This window comes from Methylohalomonas lacus (assembly GCF_024808875.1).
Taxonomy (GTDB): domain Bacteria; phylum Pseudomonadota; class Gammaproteobacteria; order Methylohalomonadales; family Methylohalomonadaceae; genus Methylohalomonas; species Methylohalomonas lacus.
Genome location: NZ_JANUCT010000002.1, coordinates 108,439 through 122,081 on the forward strand (window position 1 = coordinate 108,439; position 13,643 = coordinate 122,081).

Sequence of the window (13,643 nt, forward strand, 5' to 3'; positions counted from 1 at the left end):
ATTCAATCCCAGTGCAATATGCCGGAGGCGTGAACGCCGCGGTCCGATTCATAGCGGAAATGAACACATGCCCGGGCGGTTTCGTGACGCAGTTCCAGTCGTACGTTCATGCCGGGCAGAATAACCTGTCTGAACTTGAGTTGGCGGATGCGGCTCGGCGATCCGCTTACGGTGAAATGATCGGCCGCCTTGAGCACCGCCCAGTGCAGCTGGGTGACGCCGGGCAACACTGCCTGATCGGGAAAGTGGCCCCGGAAATGGGTCAGGTCCGCGTCGACGGACAGTGCCAGGACAACGTGCTCAGCGGTCGCGGTCAGCGTTTCGATTGTCGGCATGGCGTGCAGTTCGGTTGCCTGATCGAACAGTGCCGCGAGTTCGGATTGCCGGTGTTTGGACTGGGCATCAGCCGGCAGTTCGGTGACGAAGCGCCAGTGCCGGGGCAGGGCCGCGCTTTCTTCGTAATCGCCCAGTTCGGACCGTAGCCGGCGGCCGAGGCGGAAACGGCCGAGCTGCGTCAGTTGCTGCCGGCCCGTGGCGGACAGTTTCACAACGGCGCCGAGTTGCTGACCGCGCTGTGCCAGCAGTAGCAGGCGGGCCTGCTCGACCAGTGGTGAGGCCGCCAGACGCTGTTCAACCTGTTCCAGCGAGACGCGTTTGCCTTCGATCTTGACGATGCGATCGGCACGGCCGAGTAATTCGAAGGTTTGCCGATCCGGCGCCATGCGCACGCGGTCATCCGTCGTCAGCCAGGTACCGGTTTGATCGTCGGGTAAGTGCATGTGCGTCGCCGTTACCTGCAGGCGCTGTTCGTCGTCGTTGGCAACAGCCACGCCCGGTAACGGTGTCCAGACACTGCCGGTAGCTTGCCGGCGCCAGGCGATGCCGCCGGTCTCGGTGCTGCCATAGACCTCGCAGGGCGGACAACCGAAATAGTGTTGCACCTTGTTGGCATCGGCGGCAGGCAGCGGGCCGCCGGAACAGAAAACCTGGGCCGGCCGGATGGTGCTGGCCTGCGCGGGCAGGCGTTGCAGATGGGCCGGACTTGCCACCAGCACATCGCCGCTGCGCATGACTGCCAGCAGTTCTTCCCAGTAGTGCGCCTGCCGCGCTGCGAATGGCCGCCCCGTCATCACCGGCCAGAATACCCGGAACAGCAGGCCGTATATATGCTGCTGGGAAACCAGGCCGTGAAAGCAGGCTGCTGCCGCGATCGAGTCGCCCCACAGGCTTTCCAGCAGGCCGACCTCGGTTTCCAGCTGCTGACGGGTCCTGGTGATTGCCTTGGGCGTGCCGCTGGATCCGGACGTGTAGAAAACGATGTGCTGCTCGCTGTGCCGAGGGTCCGGTCGCTGGTCCGTCGTTGCCGAACCGTCCGGCGTCGCAGCGGTTTCTTTGAGCACGCTGCGGACGGCGTCGTCATCAAGCAGCCGGTCGTATTGCCGGTCGAGTTCCTGCAGATAGGCCGGCTGACCGTGCGCCGGCAGGATGGCCAGCGCATTGTTGTGCCAGGTGGCCGCCAGCGCGATCGCGAAGTGCAGCGCGGAATCACAGTGGATGGCAACCCGTTCTGCCGACAGCCCGGCAGCCAGCTGTTCGATCACCCGGCCGGTCGTCTGCCGATCCACGCTGCGGTCGTGATCCATGCAGACCGTAGCGGCCGGTTGTTGCGGATCGGTCAGTGCCTCGAGGAAACCCTGCATCAGTTCGGATCCGGCCCGGTCTGACGCCGGCGCAGATAGTGACGCAGCGGCCATTCACCGAAGAACAGTGCGCCGATCAGCAGGTAGGAGATGAAGCCGTTGTAAAGTGTCCACTGTTCCAGCGTGCCGGCTGTTGCCGTCCACGCCGCGATGCTTGCATTGATCAGGAAAAAGACGATCCAGACAAGGGTCAGGCGGCGCGTGTAGCGTATGCCATGGTCGTCGAGCGTTGCCTGTTGCAGGCGCGCGAAGCGTTCAATCATCGGCGGCGGATAGAGCAGCGTCAGTGTAAAGGCGCTGGCCAGCAACAGGCTGACGAGGACCGGGTACAGCAGCAGGGCGAGTTCAGTCTGGCTGATCGCGACGATCGTCATCATGACTGCCAGCAACAGACAGGCCAGGCACCCCGGCCACTGCCGTTGCCAGCCGAACAGCAGGGCACGCAACAGCAACAGCGCCATCAGCAGCGCCAACAGGCCGGTGCCGGGCAGGGTCTGCAGACCAAAGTAGACGATCAGCGGATACAGCACGCCGAGCGTTGCAAACGCGGCGGTCAATACACGGCCGTTATTCCTGAACCAGAGCATGAACCTTGTCGACCACGTCGGCGACAGTGCGTACCGACTTGAATTCTTCCGGCGGGATCTTCTTGCCGATGAGACCCTGGAACCGCACGATCAGATCGACGGCGTCGATGCTGTCGAGGTCCAGGTCTTCGGCCAGCCGGGCCTCGGGCCGGATTGAGGCCGCCGGTACCTCGAACATCTCGACCAGGTATTCGCTGAGCTTGGCGTAGATGTCATCTTTCGAATACGCCATTACTGATCCTCGCGTGCGGTTTCGATAAAGCGGGCCAGGTTATGCACGGATGCAAAATGCTGTTTGACGTTTTCGTCGCGGGCATCGATGCGGACACCGTATTTTCTCTGTATGGCAACGCCGAGTTCCAGCGCGTCTATCGAATCCAGCCCGAGCCCGTCAACGAACAGGGGCTCATGACTGTCGATTTCGCCGGCACTGATATCTTCCAGGTTCAGTGTTTCTATAATAAACAGCTTGAGTTCATCTTCCAGCGCTTGCATGCGATAACCTGTCTCTAAAATTGTGTTTCATATAGTCTGTCAGATGGCGTGCCTGTCTACCGCGTGGCTGCGAGCAATCAATAACCTGCGCCGGAGAAAAAGCGGGCGCGACCTCGATGTCGTAAATAATCGTTGTTGCCGGCACGGCATACCAGGGGCTGCCTTTCTTGAGTGCGTCGTGATTGCAGCGAATGCAGACGGGTAATATATCCGCCTGCGCTGCCAGCGCAATATTTGCCACACCGCGTTGCAGTGGTCCGAGGACCTGACCGGATGGCGTGCGCGTGCCTTCCGGAAAGATCACCAGCGGCACCTGTTGTTGCAAAGCATGCCTGCATTGTTCGAGCAACTGCTCCGCCGGCTGGTCATTGCGGATGTAACCGGCGGCACTGATAAAGGGCGCCAGAAACGGGTTGCGCCACAACTGGTGCTTGACGAGGCAGTGGGCACGCGGCAACCGCCCCAGCAGGATCACGACGTCCAGCAGGGTTGGGTGATTGGCGATGATCAGTACACCGCCTGCCTTACCGAGCTGTCCTTTACCCTGTATGGTAACTCTGATGAGGCCGAGACAGTCGAGGAAATCCACGAACAAGCCGAATGCGTGGCAGATCAGGCGCTGGGTCTGTCGTTGCCGGACTGTACGAAGTGGAATGAGCAGCAGTGGCGCCGCCAGCAGCGCCAGCAGCACGGCACCGCCGCCGAAGGCAGCAAACGCCAGCGCCGTGGCCGCCAACCGGCGGCCGCGTTCAAGCGTCTGTCGTAACCCGGCGTAGTTGCCAGCCGCCATGTTCGCCGCTTAACAGTAAGCAATCTTCATCATTATTTACTTCATCCAGCCAGCGCGCCAGCGCCAGCGCCTGCCGCAGGGGCCAGACGTCGGCGCTTTGATCCGCATGGGCGCTGAACTCAAGGCGCACACCCGGCCCGCCGGGCGCCGCAAGTAGCAGGGCCAGTGCACAGCTGCAGGTATCGGGCGGGTCATTGTCCGCATACGCGTCAGGCAGTGGCAGATCGGTGTAGACCAGCAGTACCGGCTGGTCGGGTTGTACCTGCAGCTGGGCGACAGCCTCGGTCAGGCCGGCCAGCAGTGTATCGCGGCCGGCGGCGAGCGCGGAGTGGGGCGTATTGATCGCCCACTGGATGGCGGCGATACCGAGCGGTGCATTGTGTACCGACATGCTGAAGTCGGTCGGCGAGGGTGATTCGCCGGCGGCAATGTCGGCTATCATCTTCAATGTCCGCTGCAGGTCGCCGTGGCGTGACGCCAACACGAGCGACGGACTGGCGCCGTCCGCACCGGCCGTGGCGATCACCTGGGCGGTGGCACGGCCGAACAGGCCCTGGCGCCGACGCATGCCCGCGTCGAGCTGTTTGCCGAGCTCGGCGGCCGGCAGCTGCTCGCCATGCAGCGCGTTGCTGGCCGGATCATCGGTCCATACGTACCAGTCTACCAGTGTCAGTTCAACGGATGGCATGGGCTGGAGCGGCCGGTTTCAGTCGCCGGTAGCGGCCAGCGCGGCTACTTCAGCAATAATATCGTGACGCAGATTGTTGACCCAGCGATTGTAGTTTCGGTGAATCTTCTCGCCTTCGTGCAGCAGGTTGTCGCTGTCGGCGTAATGAATGGAGAACTGCTGGCGATCGAATTCCACGCGCACCTTGGCCATATGATCGCGGGGGCTGTAAGTGCCCAGCAGTTTGCCCGATCCTTCGGCCTGCAGAATCCAGCCGCGTTTGGCACCGGCACGAATGATCGCCGCTTCGATCTGTTCGAGTTCGAGCTGTTCGCTGCCCGCCGGCAACGGCTCCGATGCGATATTTTCAATGGGCTGCAGGCGCGAACAGGCTATCAGTGCGATCAGCAAGCATAGCCATAGGCCGTGTTTAATGTGTTTCATGGGTCCTCCTGGAATCGTTTCTGTAAATCACTGCCCTCTGAGCAGAGGCCAGGCAACGGTTGTTCACATGTGAATATGATTACACGGCCGTGGCAGCAGGCGACAGTGATAACGGAAAGTTGGCAAACGGGCGTGCCAATATTGCTGATTTCAGGGTTTGAATCCGGCTTCATTGATCCATAAAAAAAGGACCGCAAGGGTCCTTTTTTCTGTTTGGCGGAGAGGGAGGGATTCGAACCCTCGAAGAGGCTATAAACCCCTTACACACTTTCCAGGCGTGCGCCTTCGACCGCTCGGCCACCTCTCCAGATTTTCAAGATGCGCGAGCGTATACAAATTAACGCTGTAGCGCAATTTTCAGATACTGGATACGCCGTCCGTGACAAGCTCCGGCGGCAGTCGTTCGAGATCTTCGGGCCGGTCGATATCGCTGTACTCCGGCAACTCGTGCCAGGCGAGCCCGGCGTGGCGCAGGCGCTGCCGGGTTTCATCCAGCACGCTGCCGGTGCCCCAGGGCATGTCGTCAAAGATCCCGACGACCGGCCGGCGCAGGCCGATCAGGTAATAGCCGCCGTCGCTGGCCGGGCCGAGCACGGCATCGGCGCCGGCGCGCAGCCAGCCGGCCGCCTGACGCAGATCGGCCACAGTCAGCGCCGGGCAGTCGCAGCCCATCAGCAACGCGAACCGCGCCCGTGACAGGGCGGTACTCAGTGCCCGCGACATACGCTGGCCCAGGTCGTCGCCCTGCTGTTGCTGCAGGCGTACGCCGAAATGACCGGCCAGCCGGCGGATGCTGGTGGCGCTGACATCCGTCGACCAGAGTTCGACCGTCGCAAAGCCGCTGCCAGTGGCGGTTTGCAAGCTGTGACGCAGCAGCCGCTCATACAGCTCGGCGGCGCCGGTCTCGCCCAAGGCCGGGATCAGCCGGCGCTTGGCCTGGCCCGGTTCCGGCGGCTTGCTGAAGACCTGCAGGGTGCCGCGGATGTCTTTCATGAACGCTGCCTCATTGATAATAGTCGCGCGCCAGCCGTGCCGGGTCGGCGCCGAGCCGGTAGGCCAGGCGCAAGCGCCACATGATCAGAATCGTTCGCAGACGGCCATGACGCTGCCAACGACGGGCCGAGGTTAACACGCGCGTACGCAGACAGGCCGGCGGGCCGATGCTTTTCAGACGATCCGACAGTGCCAGGTCCTCCATCAAGGGGAGCTCCGGGTAGCCACCGACCGCGGCAAATGCCTGCCGGGTAACGAAAATCGCCTGGTCGCCAGTGGCTACACCGGTCAGGCGCGAGCGCAGGTTCATGCAGGCTGCAACTAGCAGCAGGATTCCATCGGCCGGTTCGATACGGACGTCGAAACGCCCCCAGCGATATCCTGTCGCCAGCGCGTGGCGGGCATCTTCCAGCGCCGTCGGTGGCAGTTGCGTATCCGCGTGCAGGAACAGCAACAGCGGATGCCGGGCCACGGCCGCACCGGCGTTCATCTGCCGGGCGCGGCCGCGTTCACCGGCCAGCGTCCGATCGGCAAGGCCCTGCGCCCGCTCGACGGTCGCGTCGCTGCTGTCGCCGTCGACGACGATGACCTCGTGCCCGGCCTCGCGCAATGGCTGCAGGGCGCGGAGCGCCGCCTCGATGCCGGCCGCCTCATTGAAGACCGGCATGATTACGGAAACCTTATCGTCGACGGGTTGACCGGGCATGGGGCGGCTGTCTGCGGGCATGATGAACGCCATTATGCCGTGGTGGTATGACTGTAGCGATGTCGGTATGTATTCGTTAGAATACGCGCAGTCTTGAAGGGGCGGTAGCTCAGCTGGGAGAGCGTCGCGTTCGCAATGCGAAGGTCGGGAGTTCGATCCTCCTCCGCTCCACCAATTTCTCTCCATCCGCTATCATCCATCCTGAGTCTCCCGGATAAAACCACGCCCTGGTAGCTCAGGGGATAGAGCGACGGCCTCCTAAGCCGTAGGTCGCAGGTTCGAATCCTGCCCGGGGCACCATCTTCATTAGGGGAGCTTTTGAGCTCCCCTAATGAAGATTGGGTTTCCAGCTGGCCATTCGAACCTGCGGCCGTATCGACAACACGGTTCGACCGCTTCATTCATGGCATAACCCTAGTTGCTGCTTGAGCTCTCGGTTTATCAAGGGCGACAGGCCATGAGGCGAACACTCTGCGATCAATCGCTGCGTACCGGGATCGCTGGCATCATTCATGCGATACTTGCGCTATGCATTTTCCGTCATTGAACGTATGCGCCGGGCCAGGGTATGGCTATGCCTGGCTCGGCAGGCGTGATGCCCAAGCATGTACAGGTGTTGAAGCGCTGACCACGGCGGCGGATTCCAATGCCGTCGCACACTATCATCATGCCGATCGCCGCCAGGCATCACTGCTGGCACGCGGTTTATTGCGGTATCTTTACCAGCGTCTGTACGCGATGGAGACTGACGTGGCCATAGTCAAAAGCGCGGACGGTTGTCCGGCGCTGGCTGACAGTGCGGGCAGGTATTTGCTGTACGCCAGTATTACTCACAGTCACGATATGGTTGCCGTGGCCCTCGACGAGACGGGCGCGATCGGTATCGACGTGGAATTGTGCAGGACTGAACGCGACTGGCCGGCTATTGCCCGGCGCATCTTTCCAAAAAGGATTGCCGAACGGTTGCAGTCAGCGGAAAACTTTTACCGTGCCTGGTGTCTTTATGAAGCCTGGGGCAAGGCGAATCATCTGCAACATATCAATGTAACGCAAAATTCCGGCTTGCTGTCGTTGCTCGAAGACTGTTTGAATGATGCCATTCATCCAAATGTCATCATGTTTTGTCCCGATGACGATTATCAGGCCAGTGTCTTTCGACGTTCGGCGTCGGCATAGCTATGGGGGAGGCGTATGCGCATTTTTCGCAGCAAGCGACAGGCATGCCGCAACTGGCTGCTGTTACTGATCGTTACCACTATTATGGCGACTGCCTGTAGTGACGCCGGTGACGCAGGCAATAGGCACCAGAACGGTGAATCCGATGACGGACCGGAAACCATGGTCCGGGATCTGGATGAGATTCGCGACTCCGGCACTTTAAAGGTACTGACGCGCAATGCGCCAACGACCTGGTATATCGATCAGGATGGCATGCCGGCCGGACCGGAACACGATCTGGTGCAGGCATTCGCCGATGAGCTCGGTGTTGAGATCGACTATCAGCTGGTGGACAGCGTCAGTGAGATACTGGATGCGCTGGCACGCGGTGAGGCGGACCTGGCCGCCGCCGGCTTGACGGTTACGCCCGAACGCCAGCAGCGTTTCCGTTTTGGACCCAGCTATCAGGACGTGACCCAGCAGGTGGTATGCCGGCGTGACCGTGTGCAGCCCGAGGAACTCGGGGACCTGGTCGGTCTTGATATTCGCGTCATTGCCGACAGCAGTTACAGCGAGACCCTGCAACAGCTCAAGGCGAAACGGTTTCCGGAACTGGCCTGGAGCGAGTCCGACGACACGACCAACACCGAGCAGCTGATGCACCAGGTCTGGCAGGGCGAGTTTGATTGCACGGTGGCCGACTCGAATATTGTCGACATCAACCGCCGCTATTATCCGGAATTGATCGCGCCGCTGAACCTGCGCCGCGAGGAGTCACTCGCCTGGCTGATGCCGCAGGCCGCGGGAGATCTGGAAGCGGCAATCGGTGACTGGTTGCAGACGTATAAGGATGCCGGTCGGCTGGATGCCTGGCAGGAGCGTCATTACGGTTTTTTCGAGGTGTTTGACTACGTCGACATACGCGCCTACATCCGCCGTATCGACAAGCGCTTTCCAAAGTATCGTGGCTATTTCCGCAAGGCCGCGCAGGAACATGATCTGCCGTTCACGCTATTGGCCGCGCAGGGCTACCAGGAATCACACTGGAATGCGCTGGCCAGGAGCCCCACCGGTGTACGCGGTATCATGATGCTGACCCAGAATACGGCCAAGGCCATGGGCGTGGATAATCGCCTCGATCCGCGACAGAGCATTTTCGGCGGCGCCAAGTATCTGGCCCGCATGAAACAGCGCTTTGTCGACGAGGTCAGCGAACCGGATCGCACCTGGCTGGCTCTGGCCGCCTACAATGTCGGCCGCGCTCACCTGCACGATGCCCAGACACTGGCGCGGCGTCAGGGGCTCAGCCCGCACACCTGGCGCGATATCAAGCAGGTCTTGCCGTTGCTGGCGGACAAGCGCTATTACGCCGACCTGAAATACGGCTATGCCCGTGGCACCGAGCCGGTCCGTTATGTTCAGCGGATCCGCGAGTACCGTCACGTACTCGAAGAGGAACACAGCGACTGAGTACGGCACCGCAACATTGCGGCGTTGGAACCGTTGCGCTGCCTTTGATAGGGTGACAGGATCATTTTATCGCCATAATAGAATCCCGGCTGTTTGCCGGGCCAAGGAGTATTGAATGCAAGTCAATGAAAATTGTGCAGTTTCCATCCATTACACGCTCTCCGACGAGGAAGGCCAGCAGCTCGATTCCTCGGTCGGCCAGGAGCCGCTCGTCTATCTGCACGGTGCCAACAACATCATTCCGGGCCTGGAACAGGCGCTGACCGGCAAGGCCGAGGGCGAACAGGTCCAGGTCACGGTACAGCCGGAGGAAGGTTTCGGTGAAGTCAATCCCGAGCTGGTACAGAGCGTGCCGCGCGAGGCATTCCAGGGCGTCGACAAGGTCGAGCCGGGCATGCAGTTCGGTGTCCAGGGTCCGGAAGGCCAGACCCAGCGCGTCACCGTCAGTGAAGTGCACGACGACACCGTGACCATCGATGGTAACCATCCGCTCGCCGGCCAGGTGCTGCATTTCGATGTGACCGTCGAGAAAGTCCGCGAAGCCTCCGCCGAGGAAATCGAGCAGGGTATGCCGGGCGAGCAGGAAGAACCGGGCCAGGCACAGGCCTGATCACGCTGTAACCTCTTCTGCTGCAGGTCGCGCGTCGCGCCGCTTTGTTGTCAATAAAGCGGCGGGCGCGTCGTGCGCCAGTGCCATGCCTGCGGTAAACTACACGCCGTTTTGATCAATGGTGGCCTGTGCCGGTCCGCCCGGTGGCGTTGCGCCGTAAACCCCGTCAGGCCCGGAAGGGAGCAGCGGTAGCGGTTGCAATGGGTGCCGGTGTGGGGCGGGTATGGGCCGCCACCCTTAAATATTTCCGTGGCGGTTGCCGGCCGGATTCTCTCGACCCGTGGTCTCTGGCATGATGGCCTCAGCATGATGATGACGATGACGCTGTTTCCTGTCCCGCGAGGCGACGCATGAGTTACCAGGTTCTGGCCCGCAAATGGCGGCCGCATCGTTTTGAAGACGTGGTCGGCCAGGAGCACGTGCTCAGGGCGCTGGCGAATGCGCTCGATAGTGACCGCCTGCACCACGCCTACCTGTTTACTGGCACACGCGGCACCGGCAAGACCACGCTGGCGCGCATTCTGGCCAAGTGCCTGAATTGCGAGCAGGGCGTGAGCTCGACGCCCTGCGGTGAGTGCGATACCTGCCGCAGTGTTGATGAGGGTCGTTTTGTCGATCTGATCGAGGTCGACGCTGCTTCTCGTGCCAAGGTCGACGAAACCCGCGATCTCATGGACAACGTCCAGTACGCGCCCAGCGTCGGCCGCTTCAAGGTGTACCTGATCGACGAGGTGCACATGTTTTCCGGGCACAGTTTCAATGCGCTTTTAAAGACGCTGGAGGAACCGCCGCCGCATGTGAAATTCCTGCTGGCGACCACCGAACCGAAGCGCATTCCGATCACGATCCTGTCACGCTGCATCCAGTTCAACCTCAAGCACCTGGCGCCGGCGCAGATCGAGTCCCAGCTGACGAAGATCCTCGACGCCGAGACACTCAGCTACGAGCCCGCCGCCTGCCGGCTGATTGCGCAGTCGGCCGAGGGCAGCCTGCGCGATGGCCTGAGTCTGCTCGACCAGGCGATTGCCTACGGCAACGGCAGTCTCGCCGAGGCGCCGGTGCGGGAGATGCTTGGCACGCTTGACGCCGGCGCGCTGCTGGAGATTCTCGAACAGCTGGCGCAGGCCGACGCCGCCGGGCTGATGCGCTGCGCCGCGCGCCTAGCCGAACACCAGCACGACTACGCCGCCGCGTTGGCGGAAATCAGCAATTGCCTGTACCGCATCGCCGTCATTCAGGTGGCCGGCAGCGATCCGGAAAGCGGTGTCGACAGCGAGCGGCTACAGGCGCTGGCGCAGGAGATGAGTCCCGAGGACGTGCAGCTTTACTACCAGATCGCGTTGCAGGGCCGTCGCGATCTGGCGATGACGCCGGATCCGCAGGTCGGCTTCGAGATGACCCTGGTGCGTATGCTGGCGTTTCGCCCGGCCGTCGCCGTCGCAAGCGATGGCACGGCGGGTGGCGGTCAGACCCGGGCAGTGAGCCAGGCCACCACCAGCGCTGCTGCGCCCGCGGCGGCGGTCGGGGCGCAAGCGTCGGCGGCGCTGGCAAAACCGGCGGGTGCAGACAATACGGCGAGCGCGCCCACGGATGATGCCGTGGCCGAGCCGCGACCGGCGACTGTAGCGGGTACGCTGCAGCCGGACGACTGGGGCCAGGCAATCGATGCCATGCAGCTGTCCGGCCTGGTGCGCCAGCTGGCCAGTCACTGCGTGCTGAAACAGCACAGCGGCCAGAAGCTGGAATTGATCATGCCGCCGGAACACGAGCCGCTGCTCGCCAGCGTGCAACAGGAAAGGCTGCAACAGGCGTTGCGCGACTATCTGGATCCGGACCTGAAACTGGTCATCACGGTCGAAAAGACCGAGCGTGAATCACCGGCGGATGTGCGTTTGCGCGAGGCTGATGAACGCCAGCGTGAGGCGGTTCGGGCGGTGGAACAGGACCCGCTGGTGCAGTCGATGATGGAAACCTTTAATGCCGAGATCGACCCGCAGTCGATCCAGCCCGAATAATCCCTTTATCAAGTAACGGAAGGTAATGCGATGAAAGGCGGAATTGGAAACATGATGAAGCAGGCGCAGCAGATGCAGGAGCAGATGCAGAAGGCGCAGGAAGAACTGGTCAATGTCGAGGTGACCGGCGAGGCCGGTGCCGGCATGGTCAAGGTCACCATGACCGGCAAGCATGACGTCAAACGGGTCGAGATCGATCCCAGCCTGATGACCGACGACAAGGACATGCTTGAGGATCTCCTGGCAGCCGCCATGAACGATGCCAACCGGCGCGTCGAGACCGCCAGCCAGGAAAAGATGTCCGAGCTGACTGCCGGTATGGGGTTGCCCGACGGCTTCAAGATGCCGTTCTAGTCAGTTCGCCGACGTCCCCAGGACCATCCGTCTGACAACACGCGTGGTCACCGGTTAGCGATACTATGCCCGAACTTTTTGATCGAGTCTTTCGATTGGCTGTTACCTTGATCGGCCAGTCCGTCTGTCGCCTGCATGCATGAACCAGTCAAATAACCTTATCGAGGACCTGGTCGACGCGCTGCGCTGTATGCCCGGTATCGGCAAGAAGTCCGCGCGGCGTATTGCCTACCATCTGCTGGAACGCGATCGCGAAGGTGCCCGCCATCTCGCCGGTCGGTTAACTGCCGCAATGGATCAAATCGGCCATTGCCAGCAGTGTCGCATGCTCACCGAGAAAACGATCTGCGATTTCTGCAGCCAGGAGCGCCGCGATCCTACGCTGCTGTGTGTCGTGGAAACACCGGCGGATGTCTACGCCATGAACGAGGCCGGCTACAAGGGCCGGTTTTTCGTGCTCATGGGGCACCTGTCGCCGCTGGACGGTATCGGTCCGGAGGAACTGGGCCTGGATCAGCTGGCGACCCTGCTCGACAGTGGCGAGGTCGAGGAAGTCATTCTGGCCACCAACCTGACGGTCGAGGGCGAGACCACGGCGCATTTCATCAGTGAAATGGTGCGCGCCCGTGATATCCGTACCACCCGCATCGCCTACGGTGTGCCGTACGGCGGCGAGCTGGAGTATATCGACAGCAGCACACTGACTCACGCTCTCAACGGTCGTCGTGACTTCACATGAGCGCGCAGAAGGATTTCAACCGTCACACCATCGCCATCGTTTACGATTTCGATGGCACCCTGTCGCCGCAACCGATGCAGGAATACACCGTGCTGCCGAAGATAGGCGTGCCGGCGAAACAGTTCTGGCAAACGGTGGACCGGGAAAAGGAAGCCGATCAGGCGGAGGGCATGCTGGTTTACATGCGCCACCTGCTCGAAGAGGCGGAACGCAAGCGCATTCATATTGGCCGCAAGGATTTTGCCGAGATGGCACGCTCGATCGAGTATTTTGCCGGCGTCGAAACCTGGTTCCAGCGGCTCAACAGTTTCGTGCGCAAGGCCGGCCGTGGCCAGGTCAGGCTCCGCCATTACCTGATTTCCGCGGGCCTCAGGGAAATTCTCGAGGGTACGTCGATTCGCCGCCACTTCGAACAGATCTATGCCTCGGAGTATCATTACGATCATCACGGCGTTGCCACCTTCCCCAAGGTGTTGATCACCGATACCACGAAGACCCAGTACCTGTTCCGTATCAACAAGGGTCGTGAACGCCAGACCGAAAGCATCAACGAGCACATGCCCGAGTACCAGCGGCCGATTCCGTTCAGTAACATCATCTATATCGGCGACGGTCATACGGACGTGCCGAGCATGACGGTGACGCGGCAGAACGGCGGCAACGCCATTGCCGTTTACAAGCCGGACTCGCAGCGTGCCTTGCATGTTTGCCGGGAACTGCTGCAGGCACGCCGCGCGGATTTCATCGCGCCGGCGGACTACCGTCACAACGGTGTGCTGGAAAAGCGCACCAAGCTTCTGCTGTCCGCGGTTATGGCGAACATTGCCTACGAACGCGAGCTGTTCCGCTGTCGCGTGGAAAACCATATTGCTGAAATATAATCGTCTAAACTGTTGTTTCCGACACAGTCCGGTT

General features: G+C 61.4%; 16 protein-coding genes, 3 tRNA genes and 1 other RNA gene. 10 read left to right on the plus strand and 10 right to left on the minus strand.

Going from position 1 to position 13,643, the window contains the following annotated elements; all coding sequences use genetic code 11:
• Positions 1–2 precede the first annotated feature (2 nt).
• From J2T55_RS01765 to J2T55_RS01810, 10 genes are all read right to left on the minus strand, one after another.
• Entirely contained in the window at positions 3–1,700 is a 1,698-nt protein-coding gene (locus J2T55_RS01765; protein ID WP_259053873.1) for an AMP-binding protein, read from the minus strand.
• Entirely contained in the window at positions 1,700–2,287 is a 588-nt protein-coding gene (locus J2T55_RS01770) for a COG4648 family protein (RefSeq protein WP_259053874.1), read from the minus strand. Before J2T55_RS01770 ends, J2T55_RS01765 begins: the two co-directional genes overlap by 1 nt.
• Positions 2,268–2,519, minus strand: a complete 252-nt coding sequence (locus tag J2T55_RS01775; protein WP_259053875.1) for an acyl carrier protein — start codon at positions 2,517–2,519, stop codon at positions 2,268–2,270. Before J2T55_RS01775 ends, J2T55_RS01770 begins: the two co-directional genes overlap by 20 nt.
• A complete protein-coding gene (locus J2T55_RS01780; protein ID WP_259053876.1) occupies positions 2,519–2,782 on the minus strand; it encodes a phosphopantetheine-binding protein in 264 nt (87 codons plus the stop codon). The genes J2T55_RS01775 and J2T55_RS01780 overlap by 1 nt, the downstream gene beginning before the upstream one ends.
• Positions 2,763–3,572, minus strand: a complete 810-nt coding sequence (locus J2T55_RS01785; RefSeq protein ID WP_259053877.1) for a lysophospholipid acyltransferase family protein — start codon at positions 3,570–3,572, stop codon at positions 2,763–2,765. Before J2T55_RS01785 ends, J2T55_RS01780 begins: the two co-directional genes overlap by 20 nt.
• Complete coding sequence (locus J2T55_RS01790) at positions 3,532–4,260, minus strand: beta-ketoacyl synthase chain length factor (protein WP_259053878.1); 729 nt, start codon at positions 4,258–4,260, stop codon at positions 3,532–3,534. The genes J2T55_RS01785 and J2T55_RS01790 overlap by 41 nt, the downstream gene beginning before the upstream one ends.
• Positions 4,261–4,278: 18 nt before the next feature.
• Positions 4,279–4,683, minus strand: a complete 405-nt coding sequence (locus J2T55_RS01795) for a hypothetical protein (protein ID WP_259053879.1) — start codon at positions 4,681–4,683, stop codon at positions 4,279–4,281.
• 214 nt (positions 4,684–4,897) lie between these two features.
• Positions 4,898–4,990: transfer RNA gene (locus J2T55_RS01800), tRNA-Ser, on the minus strand.
• Between the two features lie 50 nt (positions 4,991–5,040).
• On the minus strand, positions 5,041–5,676 hold the full coding sequence (locus J2T55_RS01805; protein ID WP_259053880.1) for a TIGR04282 family arsenosugar biosynthesis glycosyltransferase: 636 nt from the start codon (positions 5,674–5,676) through the stop codon (positions 5,041–5,043).
• Between the two features lie 10 nt (positions 5,677–5,686).
• Positions 5,687–6,403: a TIGR04283 family arsenosugar biosynthesis glycosyltransferase gene (locus J2T55_RS01810; RefSeq protein WP_259053881.1), complete on the minus strand. Its 717-nt coding sequence runs from the start codon at positions 6,401–6,403 to the stop codon at positions 5,687–5,689.
• A gap of 77 nt (positions 6,404–6,480) precedes the next feature.
• On the opposite strand from J2T55_RS01810, the gene J2T55_RS01815 reads away from it, so the two are divergent.
• The 10 genes from J2T55_RS01815 to J2T55_RS01860 all read left to right on the plus strand — a co-directional run bounded on the left by J2T55_RS01815 (position 6,481) and on the right by J2T55_RS01860 (position 13,609).
• Positions 6,481–6,556, plus strand: a tRNA-Ala gene (locus J2T55_RS01815).
• Between the two features lie 50 nt (positions 6,557–6,606).
• A tRNA-Arg gene (locus J2T55_RS01820) sits at positions 6,607–6,682 on the plus strand.
• A 228-nt stretch (positions 6,683–6,910) separates the two neighbouring features.
• Entirely contained in the window at positions 6,911–7,558 is a 648-nt protein-coding gene (locus J2T55_RS01825) for a 4'-phosphopantetheinyl transferase family protein (protein ID WP_259053882.1), read from the plus strand.
• Positions 7,559–7,573: 15 nt separating this feature from the next.
• Positions 7,574–9,010, plus strand: a complete 1,437-nt coding sequence (mltF, locus tag J2T55_RS01830) for a membrane-bound lytic murein transglycosylase MltF (RefSeq protein ID WP_259053883.1) — start codon at positions 7,574–7,576, stop codon at positions 9,008–9,010.
• A gap of 115 nt (positions 9,011–9,125) precedes the next feature.
• On the plus strand, positions 9,126–9,620 hold the full coding sequence (locus J2T55_RS01835; RefSeq protein ID WP_259053884.1) for an FKBP-type peptidyl-prolyl cis-trans isomerase: 495 nt from the start codon (positions 9,126–9,128) through the stop codon (positions 9,618–9,620).
• A gap of 133 nt (positions 9,621–9,753) precedes the next feature.
• Positions 9,754–9,847: signal recognition particle sRNA small type (gene ffs / locus J2T55_RS01840), an RNA gene on the plus strand.
• A gap of 123 nt (positions 9,848–9,970) precedes the next feature.
• The gene (gene dnaX / locus J2T55_RS01845; protein ID WP_259053885.1) at positions 9,971–11,635 is read left to right on the plus strand and encodes a DNA polymerase III subunit gamma/tau; all 1,665 of its coding nucleotides are present in this window, start codon (positions 9,971–9,973) and stop codon (positions 11,633–11,635) included.
• Positions 11,636–11,665: 30 nt separating this feature from the next.
• Complete coding sequence (locus tag J2T55_RS01850) at positions 11,666–11,989, plus strand: YbaB/EbfC family nucleoid-associated protein (RefSeq protein WP_259053886.1); 324 nt, start codon at positions 11,666–11,668, stop codon at positions 11,987–11,989.
• 139 nt (positions 11,990–12,128) lie between these two features.
• Positions 12,129–12,728: a recombination mediator RecR gene (recR, locus tag J2T55_RS01855; protein ID WP_259053887.1), complete on the plus strand. Its 600-nt coding sequence runs from the start codon at positions 12,129–12,131 to the stop codon at positions 12,726–12,728.
• The gene (locus J2T55_RS01860) at positions 12,725–13,609 is read left to right on the plus strand and encodes an HAD family hydrolase (protein ID WP_259053889.1); all 885 of its coding nucleotides are present in this window, start codon (positions 12,725–12,727) and stop codon (positions 13,607–13,609) included. Before recR ends, J2T55_RS01860 begins: the two co-directional genes overlap by 4 nt.
• Positions 13,610–13,643: the final 34 nt, after the last annotated feature.

What these genes read in the sequence shown, in the direction of transcription:
- J2T55_RS01765 (WP_259053873.1), bottom strand. Translation starts at nt 1,700, where the DNA reads ATGCAGGGTTTCCTCGAGGCACTGACCGATCCGCAACAACCGGCCGCT.
- J2T55_RS01770 (WP_259053874.1), bottom strand. Translation starts at nt 2,287, where the DNA reads ATGCTCTGGTTCAGGAATAACGGCCGTGTATTGACCGCCGCGTTTGCA.
- J2T55_RS01775 (WP_259053875.1), bottom strand. Translation starts at nt 2,519, where the DNA reads ATGGCGTATTCGAAAGATGACATCTACGCCAAGCTCAGCGAATACCTG.
- J2T55_RS01780 (WP_259053876.1), bottom strand. Translation starts at nt 2,782, where the DNA reads ATGCAAGCGCTGGAAGATGAACTCAAGCTGTTTATTATAGAAACACTG.
- J2T55_RS01785 (WP_259053877.1), bottom strand. Translation starts at nt 3,572, where the DNA reads ATGGCGGCTGGCAACTACGCCGGGTTACGACAGACGCTTGAACGCGGC.
- J2T55_RS01790 (WP_259053878.1), bottom strand. Translation starts at nt 4,260, where the DNA reads ATGCCATCCGTTGAACTGACACTGGTAGACTGGTACGTATGGACCGAT.
- J2T55_RS01795 (WP_259053879.1), bottom strand. Translation starts at nt 4,683, where the DNA reads ATGAAACACATTAAACACGGCCTATGGCTATGCTTGCTGATCGCACTG.
- J2T55_RS01805 (WP_259053880.1), bottom strand. Translation starts at nt 5,676, where the DNA reads ATGAAAGACATCCGCGGCACCCTGCAGGTCTTCAGCAAGCCGCCGGAA.
- J2T55_RS01810 (WP_259053881.1), bottom strand. Translation starts at nt 6,403, where the DNA reads ATGCCCGCAGACAGCCGCCCCATGCCCGGTCAACCCGTCGACGATAAG.
- J2T55_RS01825 (WP_259053882.1), top strand. Translation starts at nt 6,911, where the DNA reads ATGCATTTTCCGTCATTGAACGTATGCGCCGGGCCAGGGTATGGCTAT.
- mltF (WP_259053883.1), top strand. Translation starts at nt 7,574, where the DNA reads ATGCGCATTTTTCGCAGCAAGCGACAGGCATGCCGCAACTGGCTGCTG.
- J2T55_RS01835 (WP_259053884.1), top strand. Translation starts at nt 9,126, where the DNA reads ATGCAAGTCAATGAAAATTGTGCAGTTTCCATCCATTACACGCTCTCC.
- dnaX (WP_259053885.1), top strand. Translation starts at nt 9,971, where the DNA reads ATGAGTTACCAGGTTCTGGCCCGCAAATGGCGGCCGCATCGTTTTGAA.
- J2T55_RS01850 (WP_259053886.1), top strand. Translation starts at nt 11,666, where the DNA reads ATGAAAGGCGGAATTGGAAACATGATGAAGCAGGCGCAGCAGATGCAG.
- recR (WP_259053887.1), top strand. Translation starts at nt 12,129, where the DNA reads ATGAACCAGTCAAATAACCTTATCGAGGACCTGGTCGACGCGCTGCGC.
- J2T55_RS01860 (WP_259053889.1), top strand. Translation starts at nt 12,725, where the DNA reads ATGAGCGCGCAGAAGGATTTCAACCGTCACACCATCGCCATCGTTTAC.